This is a genomic window from Sphingobacterium allocomposti (assembly GCF_008124885.1).
Classification (GTDB): Bacteria; Bacteroidota; Bacteroidia; order Sphingobacteriales; family Sphingobacteriaceae; genus Sphingobacterium; species Sphingobacterium allocomposti.
Genome location: NZ_VNHX01000011.1, coordinates 19159 through 38680, shown reverse-complemented (window position 1 = coordinate 38680; position 19522 = coordinate 19159). Strand labels below are relative to the sequence as shown.

The 19522-nt window shown below is 41.2% G+C and carries 19 protein-coding genes; 18 read left to right on the top strand and 1 reads right to left on the bottom strand.

The features are described 5' to 3' along the window. Window positions 1-80: 80 nt before the first annotated feature. The gene (locus BC792_RS09415) at window positions 81-491 is read right to left on the bottom strand and encodes a hypothetical protein (RefSeq protein ID WP_148908755.1); all 411 of its coding nucleotides are present in this window, start codon (window positions 489-491) and stop codon (window positions 81-83) included. Window positions 492-993: 502 nt separating this feature from the next. Between BC792_RS09415 and BC792_RS09410 the strand changes: the two genes are divergently transcribed. From BC792_RS09410 to BC792_RS09325, 18 genes are all read left to right on the top strand, one after another. Next, window positions 994-1947 carry a hypothetical protein gene (locus tag BC792_RS09410; RefSeq protein ID WP_148908754.1) on the top strand — a complete coding sequence of 318 codons (954 nt, stop codon included), beginning with the start codon at window positions 994-996 and terminating at the stop codon, window positions 1945-1947. Between the two features lie 86 nt (window positions 1948-2033). Further along, window positions 2034-2342 (top strand): helix-turn-helix domain-containing protein, encoded by a 309-nt coding sequence (locus tag BC792_RS09405; RefSeq protein ID WP_170250005.1) that lies wholly within the window; start codon window positions 2034-2036, stop codon window positions 2340-2342. A 463-nt stretch (window positions 2343-2805) separates the two neighbouring features. Next, window positions 2806-3447, top strand: a complete 642-nt coding sequence (locus BC792_RS09400; RefSeq protein ID WP_148908752.1) for a DUF6266 family protein — start codon at window positions 2806-2808, stop codon at window positions 3445-3447. A gap of 79 nt (window positions 3448-3526) precedes the next feature. After that, a complete protein-coding gene (locus BC792_RS09395) occupies window positions 3527-3949 on the top strand; it encodes a DUF5675 family protein (RefSeq protein ID WP_246154955.1) in 423 nt (140 codons plus the stop codon). A 3-nt stretch (window positions 3950-3952) separates the two neighbouring features. Next, a complete protein-coding gene (locus BC792_RS09390) occupies window positions 3953-4144 on the top strand; it encodes a hypothetical protein (RefSeq protein WP_148908751.1) in 192 nt (63 codons plus the stop codon). Between the two features lie 1446 nt (window positions 4145-5590). Beyond that, entirely contained in the window at window positions 5591-6118 is a 528-nt protein-coding gene (locus BC792_RS09385) for an ArsR family transcriptional regulator (RefSeq protein ID WP_148908750.1), read from the top strand. Window positions 6119-6278: 160 nt separating this feature from the next. Then, window positions 6279-6764 (top strand): adenylyltransferase/cytidyltransferase family protein, encoded by a 486-nt coding sequence (locus BC792_RS09380; protein WP_246154953.1) that lies wholly within the window; start codon window positions 6279-6281, stop codon window positions 6762-6764. A gap of 16 nt (window positions 6765-6780) precedes the next feature. Beyond that, a complete protein-coding gene (locus BC792_RS09375; protein ID WP_148908749.1) occupies window positions 6781-7749 on the top strand; it encodes an SDR family oxidoreductase in 969 nt (322 codons plus the stop codon). Window positions 7750-7827: 78 nt separating this feature from the next. Beyond that, window positions 7828-9114 (top strand): nucleotide sugar dehydrogenase, encoded by a 1287-nt coding sequence (locus BC792_RS09370; protein WP_211357509.1) that lies wholly within the window; start codon window positions 7828-7830, stop codon window positions 9112-9114. 2 nt (window positions 9115-9116) lie between these two features. Further along, entirely contained in the window at window positions 9117-10166 is a 1050-nt protein-coding gene (gene rfbB, locus BC792_RS09365) for a dTDP-glucose 4,6-dehydratase (protein ID WP_148908747.1), read from the top strand. A gap of 18 nt (window positions 10167-10184) precedes the next feature. Continuing rightward, the gene (gene rfbA, locus BC792_RS09360; RefSeq protein WP_148908746.1) at window positions 10185-11069 is read left to right on the top strand and encodes a glucose-1-phosphate thymidylyltransferase RfbA; all 885 of its coding nucleotides are present in this window, start codon (window positions 10185-10187) and stop codon (window positions 11067-11069) included. Beyond that, the gene (locus tag BC792_RS09355; RefSeq protein ID WP_148908745.1) at window positions 11053-12489 is read left to right on the top strand and encodes a lipopolysaccharide biosynthesis protein; all 1437 of its coding nucleotides are present in this window, start codon (window positions 11053-11055) and stop codon (window positions 12487-12489) included. Before rfbA ends, BC792_RS09355 begins: the two co-directional genes overlap by 17 nt. Next, a complete protein-coding gene (locus BC792_RS09350) occupies window positions 12486-13568 on the top strand; it encodes a DegT/DnrJ/EryC1/StrS family aminotransferase (RefSeq protein ID WP_148908744.1) in 1083 nt (360 codons plus the stop codon). The genes BC792_RS09355 and BC792_RS09350 overlap by 4 nt, the downstream gene beginning before the upstream one ends. Before the next feature lie 34 nt (window positions 13569-13602). Further along, entirely contained in the window at window positions 13603-14739 is a 1137-nt protein-coding gene (locus BC792_RS09345; protein ID WP_148908743.1) for a TDP-N-acetylfucosamine:lipid II N-acetylfucosaminyltransferase family protein, read from the top strand. Window positions 14740-14899: 160 nt separating this feature from the next. Further along, window positions 14900-16045: a glycosyltransferase gene (locus tag BC792_RS09340; RefSeq protein ID WP_148908742.1), complete on the top strand. Its 1146-nt coding sequence runs from the start codon at window positions 14900-14902 to the stop codon at window positions 16043-16045. Beyond that, the gene (locus BC792_RS09335) at window positions 16042-17277 is read left to right on the top strand and encodes an O-antigen ligase family protein (RefSeq protein ID WP_148908741.1); all 1236 of its coding nucleotides are present in this window, start codon (window positions 16042-16044) and stop codon (window positions 17275-17277) included. The genes BC792_RS09340 and BC792_RS09335 overlap by 4 nt, the downstream gene beginning before the upstream one ends. Next, on the top strand, window positions 17274-18371 hold the full coding sequence (locus tag BC792_RS09330; RefSeq protein WP_148908740.1) for a glycosyltransferase family 4 protein: 1098 nt from the start codon (window positions 17274-17276) through the stop codon (window positions 18369-18371). The genes BC792_RS09335 and BC792_RS09330 overlap by 4 nt, the downstream gene beginning before the upstream one ends. 1 nt (window position 18372) lies before the next feature. Next, window positions 18373-19518 (top strand): glycosyltransferase, encoded by a 1146-nt coding sequence (locus BC792_RS09325; RefSeq protein ID WP_148908739.1) that lies wholly within the window; start codon window positions 18373-18375, stop codon window positions 19516-19518. Window positions 19519-19522: the final 4 nt, after the last annotated feature.

Here is a 19522-nt window from a genome sequence, read left to right as displayed (position 1 = left end):
TCTAGCTATCGGTTTGTGGTTTAAAGAAAACAGCCGTCACGGGTTTCGGTGCATGACGGCTGATGTAGCGCAGGCAGAGGCTAAGAATAGCGGATCCAAATCGACAGGCTGTACGCCGTCGTATGTTCTTTGCTACGGAAGGAATAGTGCTGCACGGCAGACGGAAAGATAATAAAATCTTTGTTCTGTCGGTCATCTTCCTCCTCTTCGTCCTCCTCTTTCTGGAAGGTTACCAATCCCGCGTGCTCCCAACATTCGGCAATCTGGTCGCCGATATGTTTTTTGAGTTTTGCCGGCATCTCTTCTAGCTGCACCTTTTGTGAAGGCGTCAGGTCGAAGCTATTCAGAAGCCATTCGCTAAAATCTTCGCGGAGCAACGCTAATGTTGCTGCTCGCTCTTCGGGGGTTAATGTGTAGAATCTCCCCTGAACAATTGCCGCCCCTCGACTATCCAGAGGCGGTTTTACGTCATAGTTATTATTAATCTCCATGCCGCAAATAAAACAGTACCGTGTGTTCCTGCAAGGGTTCAGGGCCACCGGAGGTATAAGGTGACCGTATTTATCCATAAGTGTACCGCGATGTGGAAAAGTAATAGCTCGTGAAGTTGTAGGAGTTCGATAAAAATGACCTCGTGGAGGTTCGATGTTTATAGCGTGTACGTGTTGTAATGGATACGACCCCGTCGAACTATAGCAGGCATATATTTCTATAAAGGTGTAAATCATTCGGGTTTTCTTTCCGATAACGGTATGTATATATCCGTCGGATAATAATCGAATTCCGGCTAATAACAAAGCAGACTCCCAATCGCGAATGATGGAATACAAAGCTCATGGGACAAAGAGAGAGGTTGGCAAAATGTTTTATTTCATTAACTGTAGTATAAATATTGTCATTTTAAACGCCTTTTGTTATATTAGCAGATATATGCTGTCAGCCGCCTATCGGTTGGACAGTTTGTTTACTGACCATAAAAACCTTGGCATAATTATGAAAACTGTAACTGTTGGAAACATTTTGGGGCTTGTCTTTGCCGCTTATCTCTGTACAACGAACGAACGTTTCCTTGAAATTGACCGCTATTGGAGCCAGCCCAATTTCCGCCTGTTGCTTGGCCTCACCGTTCTGGTTTTCAACTGCTATATGTTATGGATATCTATTGTTTACGTCGTGCAGGATATGTTTTTTGGCTGGTACCGGAAGCGGGTAACGTCTGCCGGTCGCTTTGCCTGCTACTTTGTCGTCGCTTTTGTTCCCGTTGTGTCAATAAACAGTGCCGCTTTGGAGCTCCTCCTTCGACAAGGCGGCCGTAGTTTGTATACGGTCGGGTATTTTAAAACCGGTATTTTTTTCTTTGTGGTTCCGTTGATCGGCTATATTGGAATGATATATTTACGCCCTGGGTGGTCGATGTATGTGCGCTTATTCCACCGCTTTGCGGTCTACATAGTAGGTGTGGTGAGGGGGCTGTATATGATGGCGTCACAGGCCAGAGTCATCAAGATCAAGGTGCCCTCGCGGATGCATGTCGCAGAACAGAAGGTGCTGCCGGCTCCTCAGACGCGCACGCTTTGGGCGGCCCAGATATTGGCTTTCCGGTTTACGGCCAGAGCCACCACCGCCTACCTTATCGACGGGAGCCAGCTCGCCGTCCGATTTTCTTCAAGTGAGCTTTCACATTGGGCGGCTGCTCCCTGGTTTGTGCTGATCCGCGATGGATTTTACCTCAACATGTACTATATCAGCCACGCAGCCGATTCTATCTATCATCTCGTAGTAGAACATACGGTAGAGCAAACATTCCTGAAAAAGGCCGGATGGAAGAGGGCCGATCTTATTGAGTTTTTGACAGTAAGTAAACGATTAAGAAAAAATGTAGCGCAGCATTTTGAACATAGACCGGACTTGGATCTTAACGTGTGGAACGACAGTTTCCACTATTGACCAGTCTATTTATCATTTATAAACCCGGTGTGTAGGGATCGCGGCCTCGCTTTCCCGGTTTCGGTATGTGCCGCAAATACTGCATCATGTTAGAAATATTAAAGCGAATTGCTGAATTGTTGGCGTGTATCATTGATTTGTTAGGTAAAAATCAATCCCGAGTACCCGGTTCTCCTTCTGTTGCGGTGACGCCGCCCGGAAATATTACGACAGATAGTAAACGGCTGTACGGGGTGACCGAAGTAATGGATATACTCGGTATATCGCACGCGACGTATTATCGCTTTGTGCGATCCGGGCGGCTCGTTCCCCGGAAATTAGGAAAACGTCACTATTACTATCTCGAAGACTTAGAAGCGCAACTGGAAGAAAGTAAGCGACGAGGGAGGATTTAGGTTGGCAAAGCACGTCAAACGGACGGCATTTCTTCGATAGGCGTTCGACTGTTGTTCGACACGCCTTCGACACGTGTTCGGGATATCTTCGACTGCTGTTCGACTGCTGTTCGACTGTGCTTCGACAACTTGCCGAAGCGCAGTCGAAGCGGTCCCGAAGAACATCCGAAGCGGAATCGAAGCCGTCTCGAAGAATGCCCGACGCCGAGCCAAAAAAGTCAGCATATTGCTTCCTGACCGTAAATTGAGTTACAACCGTATGGCAGCTCGGGTTGGGGGCTCCTTGCTTTCCAAGCGACCTTTTTTTGGGAGATGACACAGGTGGATAGCATACCGTATCTTGTCGTATCATCTTGTATCATTGTTCGTTTTCTAATTCCCGGCCGCTTAGCTTCGTTCTTGATATCACTAAATAGAGCGGAGCATGCACGCTATGGTTTAACTTTTAAAATTAAAAAAAGCAATGGCAAGATTTTTAAAGGGTATTCATGGAGCCTACAGCGGAAAGGTAGGTAATGTTATCGGATCACGTTGGCGAGAAGTCGATTATGTGCGAAGTTTGTCACGGCCCAGCGGTAAGAAAGCGTCGTTACAACAACTAGAGCAGCGGGCACGCTTTGCGCTCGGCGTAAGTTTCCTTTCACCGATCAAGGATCTGCTCAACCTCGGGTTTTCTGATATGCTGCAAGGCAGATCTACGGGGTATAATCGTGCGTTGCAGCATTTCCTCAAGCATGCGCTGGTGGGGACGTACCCAAACTATGAACCAGATTTCGCGTCGGTCGCGATATCAAGAGGAACGCTGGCTGGTTTGATGGGTGCTACGTGGGAGGAGACTTCACCTCAACAGGTTGCCGTGACGTGGGATCCACGGAGTAATAAGTTCAACGCTTTCGACGACGACGCTGTCATCCTGCTGATATATAATAAACAGAAGGCGTTTTTCAGCATTCTTGAGTCGGGTCAGCGACAGGATGGTCACCTCGAAGTGAATTTCCCTGCATCTTATTCCGGGGATACCTTGGTGGCATGGATCTTTGCAGGGCACCGCGATGGCGTGAAGACGTCAAACAGCTACTTCCTAGCTGAGATTAACCTTAGCTAGACGGAAGGGGCGAAGGGGGAGATGCCCCTTCGCTTCCCTATTTTTAGTCATTATCCGATTACCATAATCACAAAATATCATGATGAACAATTCACCAACACTTGTTCTCCGGCGTTGTTATGGGGAACAGGGCACTAATGGTGTGCTCACATACGAGGGCAGACATGTCTGCTATACAATTGAACTGCCCGATCGCAACAACTCACGGCGGATCAGCTGTATTCCAGAGGGGCGCTATCAGCTGAAAAAGATCACATGTCCTCGGCACGGGGAACAGATTGGGCTACCTTTTGTTCCGGGGCGTGATGGGATCCTGATCCACGCGGCAAACGATGCAAAGCGCGACCTTTTAGGATGTATAGCCCCCGTGACGCAGCTGACCGGCGAAGGAACCGGAGTCCAGAGCCAACGGGCGCTCTCCGAGTTGAAGGCGCTGGTGTACGCTTTGTGGGAAATGGGTGAAGATGTCTTTCTTTTGATAAGCAATCAGCGTAACAAGTAGAAAATGAATAAGGTGATCAAAAAAATGGGCGATGCGGTGCAGGTGGTGCTGCTCGCTCCGATTAAGCTACCGGGTAAAGTCCGGCGGGTACTACAGTTTGCGGCGGTGAGCCTGGAGATATTAGGGATGGTCGTAGACAAAGAGGAAAATAGTGCCGAAAAACGAAAGGAGGTGGAACATGAAACCGCTGAATAATGTTCGTTCTGGTACGTTAGGGGGGACGCTCTGTTCGTTAGGTAATACTCTGGATTGGACGACTCTGATTGATACGGCCGTGGTGGCAGCTATAGGTGCAGCCGTAAGTTATATCGTTAGTCGCTTGCTAGATAGAAAGCACCGGCGTTGGCGTCGATGATGCCGTGTCGTGGCAGCGATGTAGGTGTCCCTGAAAAGGGGCGCCTCTTTTTTAGATCCCTAAGGCGCTAGGGGGGCGTATTTGTAGAAGCGATCTCAAGGGATAAATTCGTGGCTTGTAATTCTTTGATGCGCCAATCTCGTTTAATGCCAGTTCTGAAGCATAAAGATTGACCCTGTAGGGGGGCATATCGCGATAGAAAATCGTACATCAGGCGACCCCGACGGGGTCGGACATGAGTGATAGATAGCTATAAGCTGTAAAGTCGTTGAGTTGCTGATTCGTAAAGCTAAGATCTAACACCTAATCCCTGATTTCTAACTCCAACCCCAGTTTCTCACTTCTAATATCTCACATCTCACATCTTTATAGCCCCTCAACCCGGGGCAGGGTTTTACTTGGAAGGTCGGAAAAAGTAAAAATTAAAAAGTAAAAATTAAAAAGTAAAAATTAAAAAGGTAGTTGGAAATTAATTGTGAAGTCTCTAATCACGATCTATCCCCTAACTCCCAACTACCAATCACTAGAAATGCTGACGCAGTCGAACCAATGCCTGTCCTTTCCCCGGCACAAGGCTGCCTCGCTATGGCATAGCGGCAAAGTCGTAAAGTTGTTGATTCGTGAGGTCGTGGATTTGTAGGGTGTGGTGCCTAAGCGCAACGGTTGACCTCGTAGAGGTCATATCCCAATAGAAACCGTGCATGAATTTACACGACTCCATAGGGGTCGAATATCTTCGCGATAGGGGAGAATCGTAAGGCCGTTGATTGTGAAGTTTGAAGAAGTAAAAATTAAATAAGCTGTTGAGACGCAAGATCTTGCGTCTCAATCAAGATCTTTCGTCTCAACTATTCAAATCTCAATACTCAAATCTTACTTCTAATATCTAACATCTCACTATTATGAAGATTGACCTCGTAGAGGTCATATTTCAATAGAAAACCACGTATCCAATGACACGACCCTGACGGGGTCGAATAAAAACCGCAAAGACGCGTCTTGGCGCGGAGGCACGACGACGAAGCGATCTCATGGCAGATGGCGGATAGCTAATGGCAGATGGCTATAAGTCGTGAAGTTGTTTTTGAATAGCAACGAGCGTCGTCTAACCATTCTAACCCATCTAACTATTCTAACCCCCAGTTTCTCACTTCTAATATCTCACATCTCACTACTCACATCTCACTACTAATATCTAAATTCTCACTTCCATCAAAACGATAACAAAAAATTAATTTGCATATCTAAATTGTTACGAGTACTTTTGTTACTCAATCCTATTAACTATGTTAGATGCGTTGATCACATCGAAGACAAGGCTTAAACTGTTAATCAAGTTTTTCGTATCAACGGGCAACACAGGCTATCTGCGCGGTATTGCCGAGGAGTTCGATGAGTCAACCAATGCCATAAGGAAAGAACTTAACCAGCTCACCGAAGCGGGGTTTCTGGAGAAAAAGCAAAAACAAAAAAAAGTAGTATATCAAGCGAACACGAAACACCCGCTGTTTAGCCCGGTACAACGTCTCGTGCGGTCGTTCCTAGGGGTTGACAAAGTGGTGGATCAGGTCTTAGAACGGGCGGGAGATGTGCAGGAGGTCATTTTAATCGGCGCATACGCCAAGGGGCTGGATGCCGACCAGCTGGAGATATGTGTGCTGGGCGATAAGTTAAACAGGGAATATTTACAGCAGGCCGCGTTGAAGGCTGAGCCGTTGATCGGTAAGCGTATTCTGTTGAGCTTTGAAAAGCCGGAAGCGGGCGGATACATCGTGGTTTTCCAGCGGGAACACGTTCCGTCAACGGAGGATTAGGAACTTCCGATGCCTAGGTTGGCATGTTTATTGCACTTAGCGGAGCGAGCCGGCCGTATTTGATAACAAAAAAGTGACAGATCTGGGCACTGTAGAAATGATAGGTATGGTGCGGTAGAGTGATTCTATATAATAAAAGATAGGGAAATCAGTAAAAAGTATGGAAGAAAAAAAAGTGATGAGAAAACGAGAGGACTATAACCCCGGTCCCCGTGTTGGTATTACCTTTTCCACGTTTGACTTATTGCATGCCGGACATATTATGATGCTGGCGGAGGCGAAGCGTCAGTGCGATTATCTGATCTGCGGACTGCAGATGGATCCGACATTAGACCGTCCAGAGAAGAACGCACCGACCCAAACGGTCGTTGAGCGATATATACAGCTCCGTGGTTGCCAATATGTTGACGAAATTGTCCCGTATTCTACTGAGCAAGATCTAGAAGACATTCTTCGGTCATTTAAATTAGATGTACGTATAGTCGGCGAGGAATATAAAGACAAAGACTTCACCGGGCGCAAATACTGCGAAGAAAAAGGTATAGAGCTGTATTTTAATAGCCGCGATCACCGTTTTTCGAGTTCGGGGCTGCGGAAGATCGTTTACGAAAAAGAGAACGAAAAGAACGGCAACGGGCAGAAATAGTTAAGCATACATATATATGAGTAAGATACTGATCACAGGAGGAGCTGGATTTATAGGCTCCAATTTAACGGAGTATTTCTTGGAAAAAGGGCATCAGATCATTGTGCTGGACAATTTCGCCACCGGACACCGGCATAATATCGCTCAACATGAAGGAAATCCAAACTTCGAATTAATAGAGGGTGATATCCGTAATATGACCGATTGCGAAAAGGCTGTAAACGGTGTAGACTATGTATTGCACCAAGCGGCATTAGGATCTGTTCCCCGCTCTATTAAAGATCCCCAGACATCGAATGAAGTTAACGTAACTGGGTTCTTGAATATGCTTGTTGCTGCGCGCGATGCTAATGTGAAACGTTTTATCTACGCAGCTTCTTCGTCCACCTATGGCGATTCAGAAGCTTTGCCAAAAGTAGAAGATAAAATTGGTAAACCCCTTTCGCCGTATGCCATTACAAAGTATGTCAATGAGCTTTACGCGGAGATCTTTTCGAAAACATACGGTTTGGAAACAATTGGTTTGCGTTATTTCAACGTCTTTGGCCGTCGTCAAGATCCAAACGGAGCTTATGCTGCGGTGATTCCCCTGTTTGTAAAAAAATTCATGAACCACGAGAGCCCGGTGATTAACGGATCCGGAGACTACTCACGTGATTTTACCTATATAGACAATGTTATTCAGATGAATGAGCGTGCCATGTTGACCGAAAATCCAGATGCGGTTAATACAGTGTATAACACAGCCGTGGGCGATCGTACGACGCTGAACGAGCTGGTTGCTTATCTAAAGGAATTCCTTACGGTATACGATGCTGAAATTGCAAAAATCGAAGTTATTCATGGTCCCCACCGTCAGGGTGACATCCCCCACTCGCTAGCTTCGGTGGACAAAGCACGTCAATTGTTAGGCTATGAACCTACGCACGCGATCCGCGAAGGGTTGCAAGAAGCGGTAAAGTGGTATTGGGATAATTTAAAATAACATCGTCCAAATGTGCTGGACGTGGATTGGTCGCAAAGAAATTCCTGTTCGCTCTTCAAAAATTAGAAAATCAACAAAATGAAAAAAATAGCAGTTATCGGTTTAGGGTATGTCGGATTGCCTTTGGCTCGTTTATTTGCCACAAAATATCCGGTTATAGGTTTTGATATTAATCAAAAGCGGATCGACGAGCTCCGTTCGGGAAAAGATTCGACGCTAGAGGTGGAAGACGAGATTTTACAGAGCGTATTAGTTAAGGAAAATCCAATTTCCACATCTGCAACTGGTTTATATTGTTCGAATCAGCTAGCGGATATCGAAGAGGCAAATTTTTATGTAGTGACGGTCCCTACACCGGTAGACAAGCATAATCGGCCTGATCTAACACCCTTGTATAAAGCTTCAGAAACTGTAGGCAAAGTGTTGAAAAAAGGAGATATCGTCGTCTACGAATCGACGGTGTATCCTGGAGTAACGGAAGAGGAGTGTATTCCAGTACTGGAAAAAGTTTCGGGGTTAAAGTTCAATGTTGACTTTTTCGCAGGATATTCGCCAGAACGTATCAACCCGGGTGATAAGGAGCATACAGTCGAGAAAATCCTAAAAGTCACTTCAGGTTCCACGCCCGAGATCGGTCAAGAGGTGGACGAAGTATACAAATCCGTAATTTCCGCGGGTACCCACTTAGCACCTACCATCCGTGTTGCGGAAGCGGCAAAGGTGATTGAAAATTCCCAGCGCGATATTAATATCGCTTTCGTGAACGAACTAGCAAAAATATTTAACATATTAGACATTGATACACACGCCGTGCTGGAAGCGGCTGGTACAAAATGGAATTTTTTACCGTTTAAACCGGGGCTAGTAGGTGGCCACTGTATTGGTGTGGATCCTTATTATTTAGCGCAAAAAGCCCAAGAACACGGGTATCATCCGGAAATTATTTTGGCCGGTCGCCGTTTGAATGACTCTATGGGCGAATATGTCGCTTCTCAGGTGGTGAAATGCATGATAAAAAAGGGGATCAATGTGAGTGGTGCTGAAGTATTGATGTTGGGTGTAACCTTTAAGGAGAATTGCCCCGATGTGCGGAATACCAAGATAGTAGACGTAATTGCAGCACTGGAAGACTATGGCCTGAAAGTGACGACATACGATCCTTGGGCGAGCCCAGCAGAAGTAGATCATGAATACGGACTAGCCTGTCATAATAGGCTGATAGAAGGAGCGAAGTATGACGCAGTCGTATTAGGTGTTGCGCACAAGGAGTTCTTGACAATCGATTTAGAAAGTTTGAAAAAAGATAATGCCGTTATTTATGATGTAAAAGGCGTTATTGCAGAAAAAGCGGATTCAAGGCTGTAGTTATGAAAAAAACGATCCTTATAACAGGTGGAGCGGGTTTTATTGGTTCCCATGTTGTCCGTGAGTTCGTGAATAAGTATCCAGACTATCAGATTGTTAATCTAGATGCGCTCACGTATGCCGGCAACTTAGCAAACTTAAAAGATATCGAAAACCGGCAAAACTACACCTTTGTTAAAGCGGATATTACGGATGGGGCGCATATCGTGGAACTCTTCAGACAGTTTAAACCGGAAGGTATTATTCATCTTGCTGCGGAATCACACGTTGATCGATCCATTACCGATCCTACGGCGTTCGTGATGACGAACGTGATTGGTACGGTGAATTTGCTAAACGCAGCCAAAGAGATTTGGGCAGGCGATTATACAGGAAAGCGCTTCCATCATGTGTCTACCGACGAGGTCTACGGCACATTAGGAGAAACAGGCTTGTTCACAGAGCATTCGGCCTATGACCCACATTCTCCATACTCGGCATCAAAAGCTTCGTCCGACCATTTTGTACGGGCATATTACGACACATATGGACTTCCTATCGTGATCACGAATTGTTCAAATAACTACGGCCCAAATCATTTTCCGGAGAAATTAATCCCACTTTGTATTCATAATGTTTTAAACGATAAGCCATTACCGATCTATGGCGACGGTAAATTCACTCGAGACTGGTTATTTGTTGTCGATCACGCGCGAGCAATAGATCTCGTATTCCACCAAGGAAAAACGGGCGATTCGTATAATGTAGGCGGATTTAATGAATGGAAGAATATTGACTTGGTGAAAGAGCTCTGTAGGCAAATGGATCAAAAGTTAGGAAGAGCAGAAGGAACCTCTGAACAACTTATAACTTTTGTCAAAGATAGGCCTGGACATGATCTACGTTATGCTATCGATGCTACAAAGATTAATCAAGAGCTAGGGTATAAACCTTCTGTTACTTTTGAGGAAGGGCTTTCAAAAACGATAGATTGGTATTTGAATAATCAGGACTGGCTGGATCAGGTGACCACCGGAGCTTACCAGTCTTATTATGAACAACAGTATAAATGATATAAAGAAGGTTTTGAAATGAAAGGAATTATATTAGCTGGAGGATCGGGTACCCGTCTTCATCCATTAACGATTGCCGTATCAAAACAGTTATTGCCTGTATATGATAAACCAATGATTTATTACCCATTATCTGTGTTGATGCTGGCTGAAATCAGAGAGATTCTTGTGATTTCTACCCCCCATGACCTGCCTAATTTTCAGAAATTACTGGGAGATGGATCGCAGTTTGGAATATCTTTAAGTTATGCTGAGCAGCCTAGTCCCGATGGATTGGCGCAAGCATTTATAATAGGCGAAGAATTTGTAGGCGACGATGATGTTTGTTTGATCCTAGGCGATAATATCTTTTACGGAGCTGGTTTTCAGAAGTTATTAGCAGAATCTGTGAGAAATGTTAGGGATGAAAAAAATGCAGTTGTCTTCGGCTATTATGTCGACGACCCCGAGCGATATGGCGTGGCTGAGTTTGATTCTGAAGGAAAGGTACTAAGTATTGAAGAAAAACCAGATACGCCCAAATCCAACCACGCGGTTGTCGGTTTATATTTTTATCCGAATTCCGTAATCGAGGTTGCAAAAAAGGTGGTACCTTCTCAACGGGGGGAGCTGGAGATAACATCTGTTAATCAGCATTATCTAGCGCTTGGTCAATTAAAGCTAAAAACAATGAGTAGAGGTTTCGCGTGGCTAGATACAGGTACCCACGAATCCCTAACAGAAGCTACAGAATTCGTGAAGGCGCTAGAAAAAAGAACAGGACTTAAAATAGGGTGTTTAGAGGAAATTGGATATCTCTATAAATGGATTAAAAAAGAAGATATCATTCAGCTTGTAGGTAATGCGAAATCTGATTACTATAAATACATAGCCAACAGACTATTAAATGGTAGTAAAGGGTAATTTCCAGCATATATTTTGGTCTTTTTTGCAGCAATTTTCTTCGCAGATTGTGACCTTCTTCGTATCCGTGATATTGGCAAGGCTTCTCATGCCAGAAGACTTTGGAGCAATAGCTTTATTCTCGGTACTAGTTAGTCTTAGCAACGCGCTTGTCGACGGTGGTTTAACGGTTTCGATTATCAGAAGTAAGCATTGTACTGCAGAAGACTATGACACGGTTTTTATCTTTAACACATTAATAAGCGGTTGTCTTTATATTTTAGTTTTTTTTATTTCTGGGATTGTCTCCGATTTTTATGAAATGCCAGAATTAAAAAGCATTATTCAAGTTTATGCTTTGGTTATAGTAGTTAATGCTTTTTCAGCGGTTCAAAAGACTATTTTAATCCGTGATCTCAAATTTAGAAAGCAGTTTAACATCCAGCTCCCAGCACTGATTGTTGGGAGTACAGTAGGAATTATAGTGGCATATGAAGGAAAGGGAGTTTGGTCTCTAGTATTTATGCAACTGACAACAGCAACTTGTGAATCGATTTTATTTTGGATATCATCCAAGTGGTTTCCTAAGATACGTTTTGCGAAGGAGAAATTTATCTATCATTTTAATTTCGGTTTTAAAATAGCTCTTTCAAATCTTTTAAATATCCTTTTTGCAAATGCATATACAATCGTGGTTGGTAAATTTTTCAGCAGGGAGACCCTAGGTTTCTATAACAGAGCAGATACTCTCAAACAATTGCCAGTGAATAATATCTCAAACGCGTTAAATAAAGTTTCCTTCCCGCTTTTTGCAAAGGTACAAGACGATAATATAAAGCTAAAAGCACTTTATGGGACTTTAATGCGTTCTGTTATATATGTAATTGCACCTATTTTGAGCTTTATGGTAGTGACAGCGGAACCGATAATCCGGTTTCTATTAACAGATAAATGGCTTCCTTCTGCTGCGTACCTACAAATTTTGTGTATTTCTGGTTTGCTCTATCCATTACATTCCTATAATTTGAATATTTTACAAGTCAAAGGTAGAGCTGACCTCTTTTTGAAATTGGAGGTCGTAAAAAAAGTGATTATCGTAGTAGTTTTGTTTATAAGTATACGATATGGGATGATTGGACTAGTATGGGGACAAGTCGTTATATCGTTTCTGTCTTATTTTGTCAATTCATATTACAGTGGTAAGTTTTTGGACTATCATTGGTTTAAACAACTTTCGGAAATATCTGGTTCGATAACTCTATCGGTTCTAATTGGAACGGCTACTTTTTTTGTTATAATGCCTGTATTAAATGTTCAATCACAATTTATGTTAATAATATCCAATCTATTCATAATCTTCTCCTCATACTTTTTAATCAGCTACATTATGAAATTTAAAGAAATACACCTAATTCTAAGCCTTCTAAAATTAAAAAAATGATACCTATAACGAAACCATTTCTTCCTCCAATAGAAGAGTTTAAACTTTTGATCGAAGGAATTTGGAAACGGCAGTGGCTCACCAATATGGGGCCCCTCGCATCCGACTTGGAAATGCGCTTAAAAGATTACTTAGCTGTAAAGCATTTGGTTTTTGTAGCCAACGGGACTGTTGCTTTGCAAATGGCTATTAAGGCATTAGAACTCAATGGCGAGATTATAACGACTCCTTTCTCTTTCGTGGCGACTACCAGTAGTATTGTATGGGAGGGATGCACGCCTGTATTCGTTGACATAGATGCTAACTCTTTAAATATTGATCCAAATAGAATCGAAGAAGCTATAACGGAAAAAACAACGGCAATCTTGGCAACACATGTATATGGAAATCCATGTGATGTGGAAAGGATTGATAAAATTGCAAAAAAATATAATTTAAAAGTTATCTACGACGGGGCGCATGCATTTGGGGTTAAGGTTAAAGGAAAATCTATCTTTGAATACGGAGATATCACGACTTGCTCTTTACATGCGACCAAGCTTTATCATTCGATCGAAGGCGGCCTTGTAACAACAGGAAATGCGGAGCTTTTGAAAAAAATTGCAATTATGCGCAATTTTGGTATTTCAGGTTACGATTCATTTGCGGAATTGGGGATTAACGCTAAAAACTCTGAATTTCACGCCGCAATGGGGCTCGTAAATCTTAAATATATCGAAGCAATCGGCGAAAAACGAAAGGAATTAACGGAGTACTATGATGACCGATTGAGAAGTATTCGCGGGCTTAAACCGATTTGGCACAAGGACGCGAACTTAAACTATGCATATTATCCGATATTATTGGAAAATGAAGAATTATTACTTCGAATAAAGAAGGAGCTTGATTTAAACGAGATATTTACTCGGAGGTATTTTTATCCGTCGTTAGCATCATCTTTACCGTATTTGGACAAGCGAAAATTTGAAATAGCAGATGATGCCGCTCGTAGAGTTTTATGTTTACCTTTATATTTTGATCTGACAAGAGAGGAGGTAGATTTAATCACGAGAATCATGTTACGAGCTCAAAACAATTGAATAGTTAATAGGGAAAAAGTACCTGCAATTGATTATGAAAAAAGTCATCCATTTAATTCCTGATGAGAAATTTACCGATTTTGTTATCGATAGCTTTAATAAGGTTAATAATATAAAAAATTATTTTTTTTGCTTTGTATATAATACTGAGAGCCGTTACACCAGGTCGTTAGCTTTGGAAGCAATTTCTCTTGCGGATATTGAAAAAGGGGGACGTTTAAGAACCATTTTTGAAGAAGCAGATATAATTATGGTTCATATCCTTAGTTTAAACCATTCCAAAGCGGTGTTACTTTTTCCCAGCAAGAAGATTGTTTGGTTCTGTTGGGGAGGGGAAATTTATAATCATCATCCTAAGCTAGTTTATAATAATTATAAATATCTTACGCGTAAGATTCGAACTAAATTAAATCCTTTTTTCTTTTTAAAACTACGAGCAAAGTCATTTCTTTCTACTTTCGGAATTCGAAAAGATCTTTTTTTTTATCAAAATAAGGCGGTCAGGTTTATAGATATAATTTGTCCCGTCATATTAGAAGATTATAATATTATTATATCTAATTACCCAGTCAGTAAAGGTGTTGTATGTGGGAAGTTTATATATGGGAATATGGCAACTCTAATAAGTAGGTCATATAAAAATACGGGAAAAAGTGATCGTGTTTTAATCGGGAATTCCGCTACATTGACAAATAATCATTTAGACGTTTTTGAACTTATGAGTCGTATGGATAAAAGCGATCTCCCTCAGCAAATTATAGTTCCACTCACATATGGAGATGACGATTATAAAAAAATCGTTATTGACCACGGCAACCGGATATTTGGTGAAAGTTTTATGCCTCTGGATCAATTCATGGATATCGATGATTATCTGAAGTTGATTTCTTCTTGTCGGTATTTCATCCTTCCTGTGTGCAGACAACAGGGCATGGGAAATGTTTATGCCATGTTATATTATGGAGCGACCATTTACGTGTATAAGGACTCTCCTATATATAGATTTTTGAGAAGAGAGAACTTTAGTTTCCGTACCATTGAAGATTTGTGCATAGAAAAAGTTTTTAAAGAATTAAATGAAACTCAAATATTGAGAAATAGAGAAAAAATAGAGTTATTGTTGGATGAAACCAAGACAGAAGGATATATTAAATCATTAATAGATTTATAATTACTAAACTTCCGGAAGACTTTATGCGAATTCTTTTTTGTTTAAAAAATTGTTTACTTAATAATATTAAGTTTTTACAGGCATCTCGTTGAAGTGAAATGTAATATCTTAGATCTAGTTTAAAAATACGAATAATGATCATCAAGTTATATAATAAGTTTTGAAAAAAATTTCGTTACTAAGTTTGTTGTATAAGCCACATGTCGGCGGGGTAGAAAACTCTTTACAATCTTTAGCACAATCTTATAGAGCGCTAGGGTACGAGGTTAATGTGTATTGCACGAACGAGCCGCGTGAATGGAATTTGCCCAGCTACGAAATTGTTGAGAATACGAAGGTTCAACGCTTTAGTTGGAAAAAAAGCAGGTTGTTGTTTTTCCCGTTTAATATATTATATAATCTATTCTCAATGTCGTTGTGGCTGCATAAGCGTGTTAAAGATTCTACCTGTATCTCGAGACATCATATCATGTGTTTGGCATTATATTTTGCTTCGATTAAAGACTTCGTTTATATAGTCCCGGAAGTTGTCAAAAAAAGTAAGGCTATCAGGGAAAAAATGACCTTCAAAGAGCAGTGCGTTATGTGGGTTAACCACATTCTTCAGCGTATGGCTATTAAATATGCGAAGCAGACCTTTGTCTTTAGTGAGAACGTACAACGCCAACTAAAAGAAGCAGGTATTCAGCGGCAAACGGTTATAGTCGATCCAGGCGTTGATGCTGATAAGTTTCGGATAACAAAAGAACAATCCCGGCGAATACTTAAGTTAGATGACAATGATATTTATCTGCTCGGGTTAGGGCGTATGATTCCTGCAAAAGGATTTCAGTTTGCTATTGAGGCACTAAAAAGAATCGAAAATATTAACGTCAAATTATTGCTAGTCGGCGACGGTCCATATTCGGCCACGTTGAAAACAAGAGCCCAACAATTAGGCCTTGAAGATCGCATTTTATTTTGTGGAAGAACCGACAGGCCAGAGCTATATTTTAAAGCTTGTGATCTATTTTTGATGACCTCACTGAATGAAGCGTTCGGGCAGACAATACTCGAAGCGGTTTTTGCGGGAAAACCTATTATCGCTTTTAATAAGGGTCACTTTGGAAATACACTTGTTGAAACAGCTTCGGGTGAAATATTAGGAACCACTGATGGGGTATACTATTGTGATCCAGATTCTATTTCTTTGGGAAATATGATACAACGTATTATCGGCCAGGCTTCGTTTAGGGAGATAGTTGACTACTCTGCTATAAAAGCAAAATATAATTGGGATACTTTAGCACTAAAGTTGTTATCATGAAAGACGCAAATTTTGAAACTGTTTTTGTGATTGTGTTCATCTTAACCGCTTTTTTAGATGAAGTATTTACAATTCAAATTGGAAGCGTTTTTTTTACACCGTTAAAAGGTTTTTCCGTGTTTGCTACACTGGTTTATTTGTCGCGTATTACGGGAAATGTTCGGCTAAATGCTTACGATAGTAGTACAAGGAAGGGATTTACGTTATTGTACCTTTATATATTGACAGCAATAGTATTTTCGTTAGTGCAGGGAGGGGCTATTGGAGGACTGCTAGAACGTTTTTTTCACTTCCTGTCGTCATTGATAATCATAGACCTACTAATAAGTTATATCAAAAGAAATAAGGTTAACCTGACTGCCATCATTAATACTTTGTTGCTTGTTTATTATATTGAATTAATAGTCGCATTTGGAGAAGTATTATTACAGAGGCCGTTGATCAACGTCGGAATAGTCAATTTGAGTCCTCTCAAAATACGCGGGTTTCATGGAGACCGGATTTTTCTCGCAGAGTATTTGTCGATGGGTTTGTTTCTTTACTTTCATAAAAACGGTATTAACCTTAAGTTATTGGCCTTAGGTGTTATCAGTTTTATAATTGTTATTGTATCTGGATCCAATACCGCAATTATACTTTTCGCAGTTGTTGGCGCCTACATCGCTTATTCGCTAAAAAATAAAACACTGAAAGTGGTTTTGATTATAATGGCATTCCTTGGAGCATCCACATTTTCTGTTTTGCGCAGTAAATTTTTATCAGATGCTGATCAAGTTCAAATTGAAAAAAGGAACGCGATGTATTACAGTGGTGGGAGTAATGCCGATGCCAATTGGAGATTATTCGCTATTACGGAAATATGGGACAATTTCTTAAGCGAACCTACTGTTTTCGGTCACGGGTATGAAAGTTCCAGTGATTTTTTGGAACTAAAATCCAATTATCTGTATAAAATGAAACCGCATAATATCATTTCTGTTCTTTACGATTACGGCGCAATTGGAGGTCTATTTGCGGGCGTGACGTTAATCGGATTATTTACTACAGCCTATAACATGTTTCGAATAAAAAGAAGAGATACTTTAACGGCGCTATCTTTCATCTTTAGCGTATTGATGATATCGAGGTTATTGTTTTATTACCACACGACAATAGTTTGGATATTTATTTTTGGAGTTGCGATTATCACTGTTACCGAGCGCTCGCGTTCAAAAGTCAACCGGACACTATGAGAATTTTGATTTTTACATTGGAATTTCCTCCGATGCTCGGGGGGGCTGGAACTTATGCGCATGAACTCGCCGAGGGATTTCATGAACTCGGACATAGCGTCGTTGTACTTACCTCCACTCGGGCTACAATTACTGGCCAGAACGAAAATTATAACTACCCTGTGATACGAAGGCCCTGGTCTAGGTATTTCTGGTTTCTCGAATGGCCTCTATTCTTAAGGAATTATTTAAAAAGGGAATTTTTCGACTTCGTTGTGTTCGCAAATCAAGGAGCAATCATTATAGGATCAAAGTTAGCCAAGATAGATGCCGCTTATGTTTGTACCTTGCATGGATCCGAAAGATATACTTTTTTGGCGAAGAAGTATGATTTAAAAACCAGCCTGTTGGTAAAAAGAAGGCGGATAGTGAATTTTTTGCATGGAGCGAAAAAAGTTATTTGTGTCAGCCAAGATTTGTTGAATGATGTTGAGAAATTAGTAGACGAGGACGTAGAATTGGTTAGAATTCCGCTAGGCATTGCTAATAGATTCCAAAAGCCATTAAAACTAATGGTAAAGGATTCTGTTAACCTGGTATGTACGGCTCGATTTGTAAAGGGGAAGGGGCAAGATAAGATCCTTTATGCCATGAAGGAACTGCTGCCACTGATGTCTACAACCAAACTAAACTTAACTTTTATTGGTAACGGAGTTAATGAAGGCCATATAAGGCAGATTTCGAGTGATCTTGGTTTGGAAAAGTTGGTCGTTTTTAAAGGACTGCAGTCCCGAGAGAAAATAGCGATCATCTATGAAGATATGGATATATTTATAATGTTGTCTTCTTTCAAGGAAACTTTTGGACTTGTTTATTTAGAAGCAATGTTTGCGGGCATGCCTGTCATCGGAACTAATTTGGGGGCGGTTAGCGATTTGATAAAAGATGATGTAAATGGGTATTTAATTGATCTAGACAAGCAGTCTCCGACTAATATCGCGGAAGTAATTGTAAAAGCAATAAGGAACCGGGAAAGGCTAGGGCGGGGTAGCTTAAAACTATCTTCAGCTTATACGAATACGGCGATGGCGGAGTCGCATTTAAATATTTTATAATATGAGTGTTTTAATTATAGACGGATCAAACCTACGAAGTGGGGGGGGGGTTACACACCTTGTCGAGATACTCAATAATATGAATATCGAAAGATTTCCTTTTGAAAAGGTTATTGTTTTTAGCGGGAAGAAAACACTACAGAAAATCAAGAATAACAGCATCATCGAGAAGCGAAGTCATATATTACTTAATATGTCGTTGCCTTTTATATTACTTTGGAAGTTCTTGTATTTGGAAAGATTTCTGAAAAAACTGAAAGAGAAAGCCGTGTTGTTAGATCCCGCGGGGACTTACAATGGGACGTTTAGGCCTTACATATCCATGAGTAGAAATATGTTAATTTTTGAGGAGCAAGAAAGTAACCGTTTCCAAGAGTGGAAGATGAGAGAGAGATTTCGCATTTTAAGAAAGCAACAAGTTAAAACGTTCAATAAAGCCCAAGGGATTATTTTTATAAGTAATTATGCTAAAGAAACAATATTGCCCTTTCTGAAGCCTCGGGAATTCGATTATAAGCTTATTCATCATGGAGTGTCTAAACGCTTTAGAAGTTTACCGAAAGTACAGTATCCGATATCCAGTTATACAGTCGAGAAACCTTTTAAATTTTTATATGTTTCTCCAATTACAGTGTATAAACACCAAAAGAATGTTTTGAGAGCTTTTCATGAGTTATTCCATGTTGACAAACTTCCGGTCAAAATAACTTTTGTCGGAGATTATTACGAACCAGAATATAAGGAATTCTTGGAAGTTAAAAGTCGGCTGGATCCAAAGAATGACTTTTCCGAATATGTCGGCAAAATCGACTATCAAATGTTGGATGTGTACTATAAAGAAGCAGATGGAATAATTTTTGCTTCCACGTGTGAGAATATGCCCAACGTACTGATAGAATCCATGACTTCAGGAAGTCCTTTGCTTTGTTCAAATAAAAAACCGATGTCTGAGTTTTTAGGACCGAATTTCCCTTTCAGTATTGATCCGACAAGGGTCAGTTCGATAGTCGAGACGACGCGTTATTTTCTAAATAATCCAAAAACGCGCATGCAATCGATAATGGATAATCTTGAGAACTCTGAAAGCTACGACTGGGCTATATGTTCAAAAGAAACGTTTAGCTATTTAAGTCGATTTATAAATTAATGAA

Excerpts from the sequence above, each read along its gene's own strand:
- BC792_RS09415 (WP_148908755.1), bottom strand. The coding sequence starts at position 491 with ATGGAGATTAATAATAACTATGACGTAAAACCGCCTCTGGATAGTCGA.
- BC792_RS09410 (WP_148908754.1), top strand. The coding sequence starts at position 994 with ATGAAAACTGTAACTGTTGGAAACATTTTGGGGCTTGTCTTTGCCGCT.
- BC792_RS09405 (WP_170250005.1), top strand. The coding sequence starts at position 2,034 with ATGTTAGAAATATTAAAGCGAATTGCTGAATTGTTGGCGTGTATCATT.
- BC792_RS09400 (WP_148908752.1), top strand. The coding sequence starts at position 2,806 with ATGGCAAGATTTTTAAAGGGTATTCATGGAGCCTACAGCGGAAAGGTA.
- BC792_RS09395 (WP_246154955.1), top strand. The coding sequence starts at position 3,527 with ATGATGAACAATTCACCAACACTTGTTCTCCGGCGTTGTTATGGGGAA.
- BC792_RS09390 (WP_148908751.1), top strand. The coding sequence starts at position 3,953 with ATGAATAAGGTGATCAAAAAAATGGGCGATGCGGTGCAGGTGGTGCTG.
- BC792_RS09385 (WP_148908750.1), top strand. The coding sequence starts at position 5,591 with ATGTTAGATGCGTTGATCACATCGAAGACAAGGCTTAAACTGTTAATC.
- BC792_RS09380 (WP_246154953.1), top strand. The coding sequence starts at position 6,279 with ATGGAAGAAAAAAAAGTGATGAGAAAACGAGAGGACTATAACCCCGGT.
- BC792_RS09375 (WP_148908749.1), top strand. The coding sequence starts at position 6,781 with ATGAGTAAGATACTGATCACAGGAGGAGCTGGATTTATAGGCTCCAAT.
- BC792_RS09370 (WP_211357509.1), top strand. The coding sequence starts at position 7,828 with ATGAAAAAAATAGCAGTTATCGGTTTAGGGTATGTCGGATTGCCTTTG.
- rfbB (WP_148908747.1), top strand. The coding sequence starts at position 9,117 with ATGAAAAAAACGATCCTTATAACAGGTGGAGCGGGTTTTATTGGTTCC.
- rfbA (WP_148908746.1), top strand. The coding sequence starts at position 10,185 with ATGAAAGGAATTATATTAGCTGGAGGATCGGGTACCCGTCTTCATCCA.
- BC792_RS09355 (WP_148908745.1), top strand. The coding sequence starts at position 11,053 with ATGGTAGTAAAGGGTAATTTCCAGCATATATTTTGGTCTTTTTTGCAG.
- BC792_RS09350 (WP_148908744.1), top strand. The coding sequence starts at position 12,486 with ATGATACCTATAACGAAACCATTTCTTCCTCCAATAGAAGAGTTTAAA.
- BC792_RS09345 (WP_148908743.1), top strand. The coding sequence starts at position 13,603 with ATGAAAAAAGTCATCCATTTAATTCCTGATGAGAAATTTACCGATTTT.
- BC792_RS09335 (WP_148908741.1), top strand. The coding sequence starts at position 16,042 with ATGAAAGACGCAAATTTTGAAACTGTTTTTGTGATTGTGTTCATCTTA.
- BC792_RS09330 (WP_148908740.1), top strand. The coding sequence starts at position 17,274 with ATGAGAATTTTGATTTTTACATTGGAATTTCCTCCGATGCTCGGGGGG.
- BC792_RS09325 (WP_148908739.1), top strand. The coding sequence starts at position 18,373 with ATGAGTGTTTTAATTATAGACGGATCAAACCTACGAAGTGGGGGGGGG.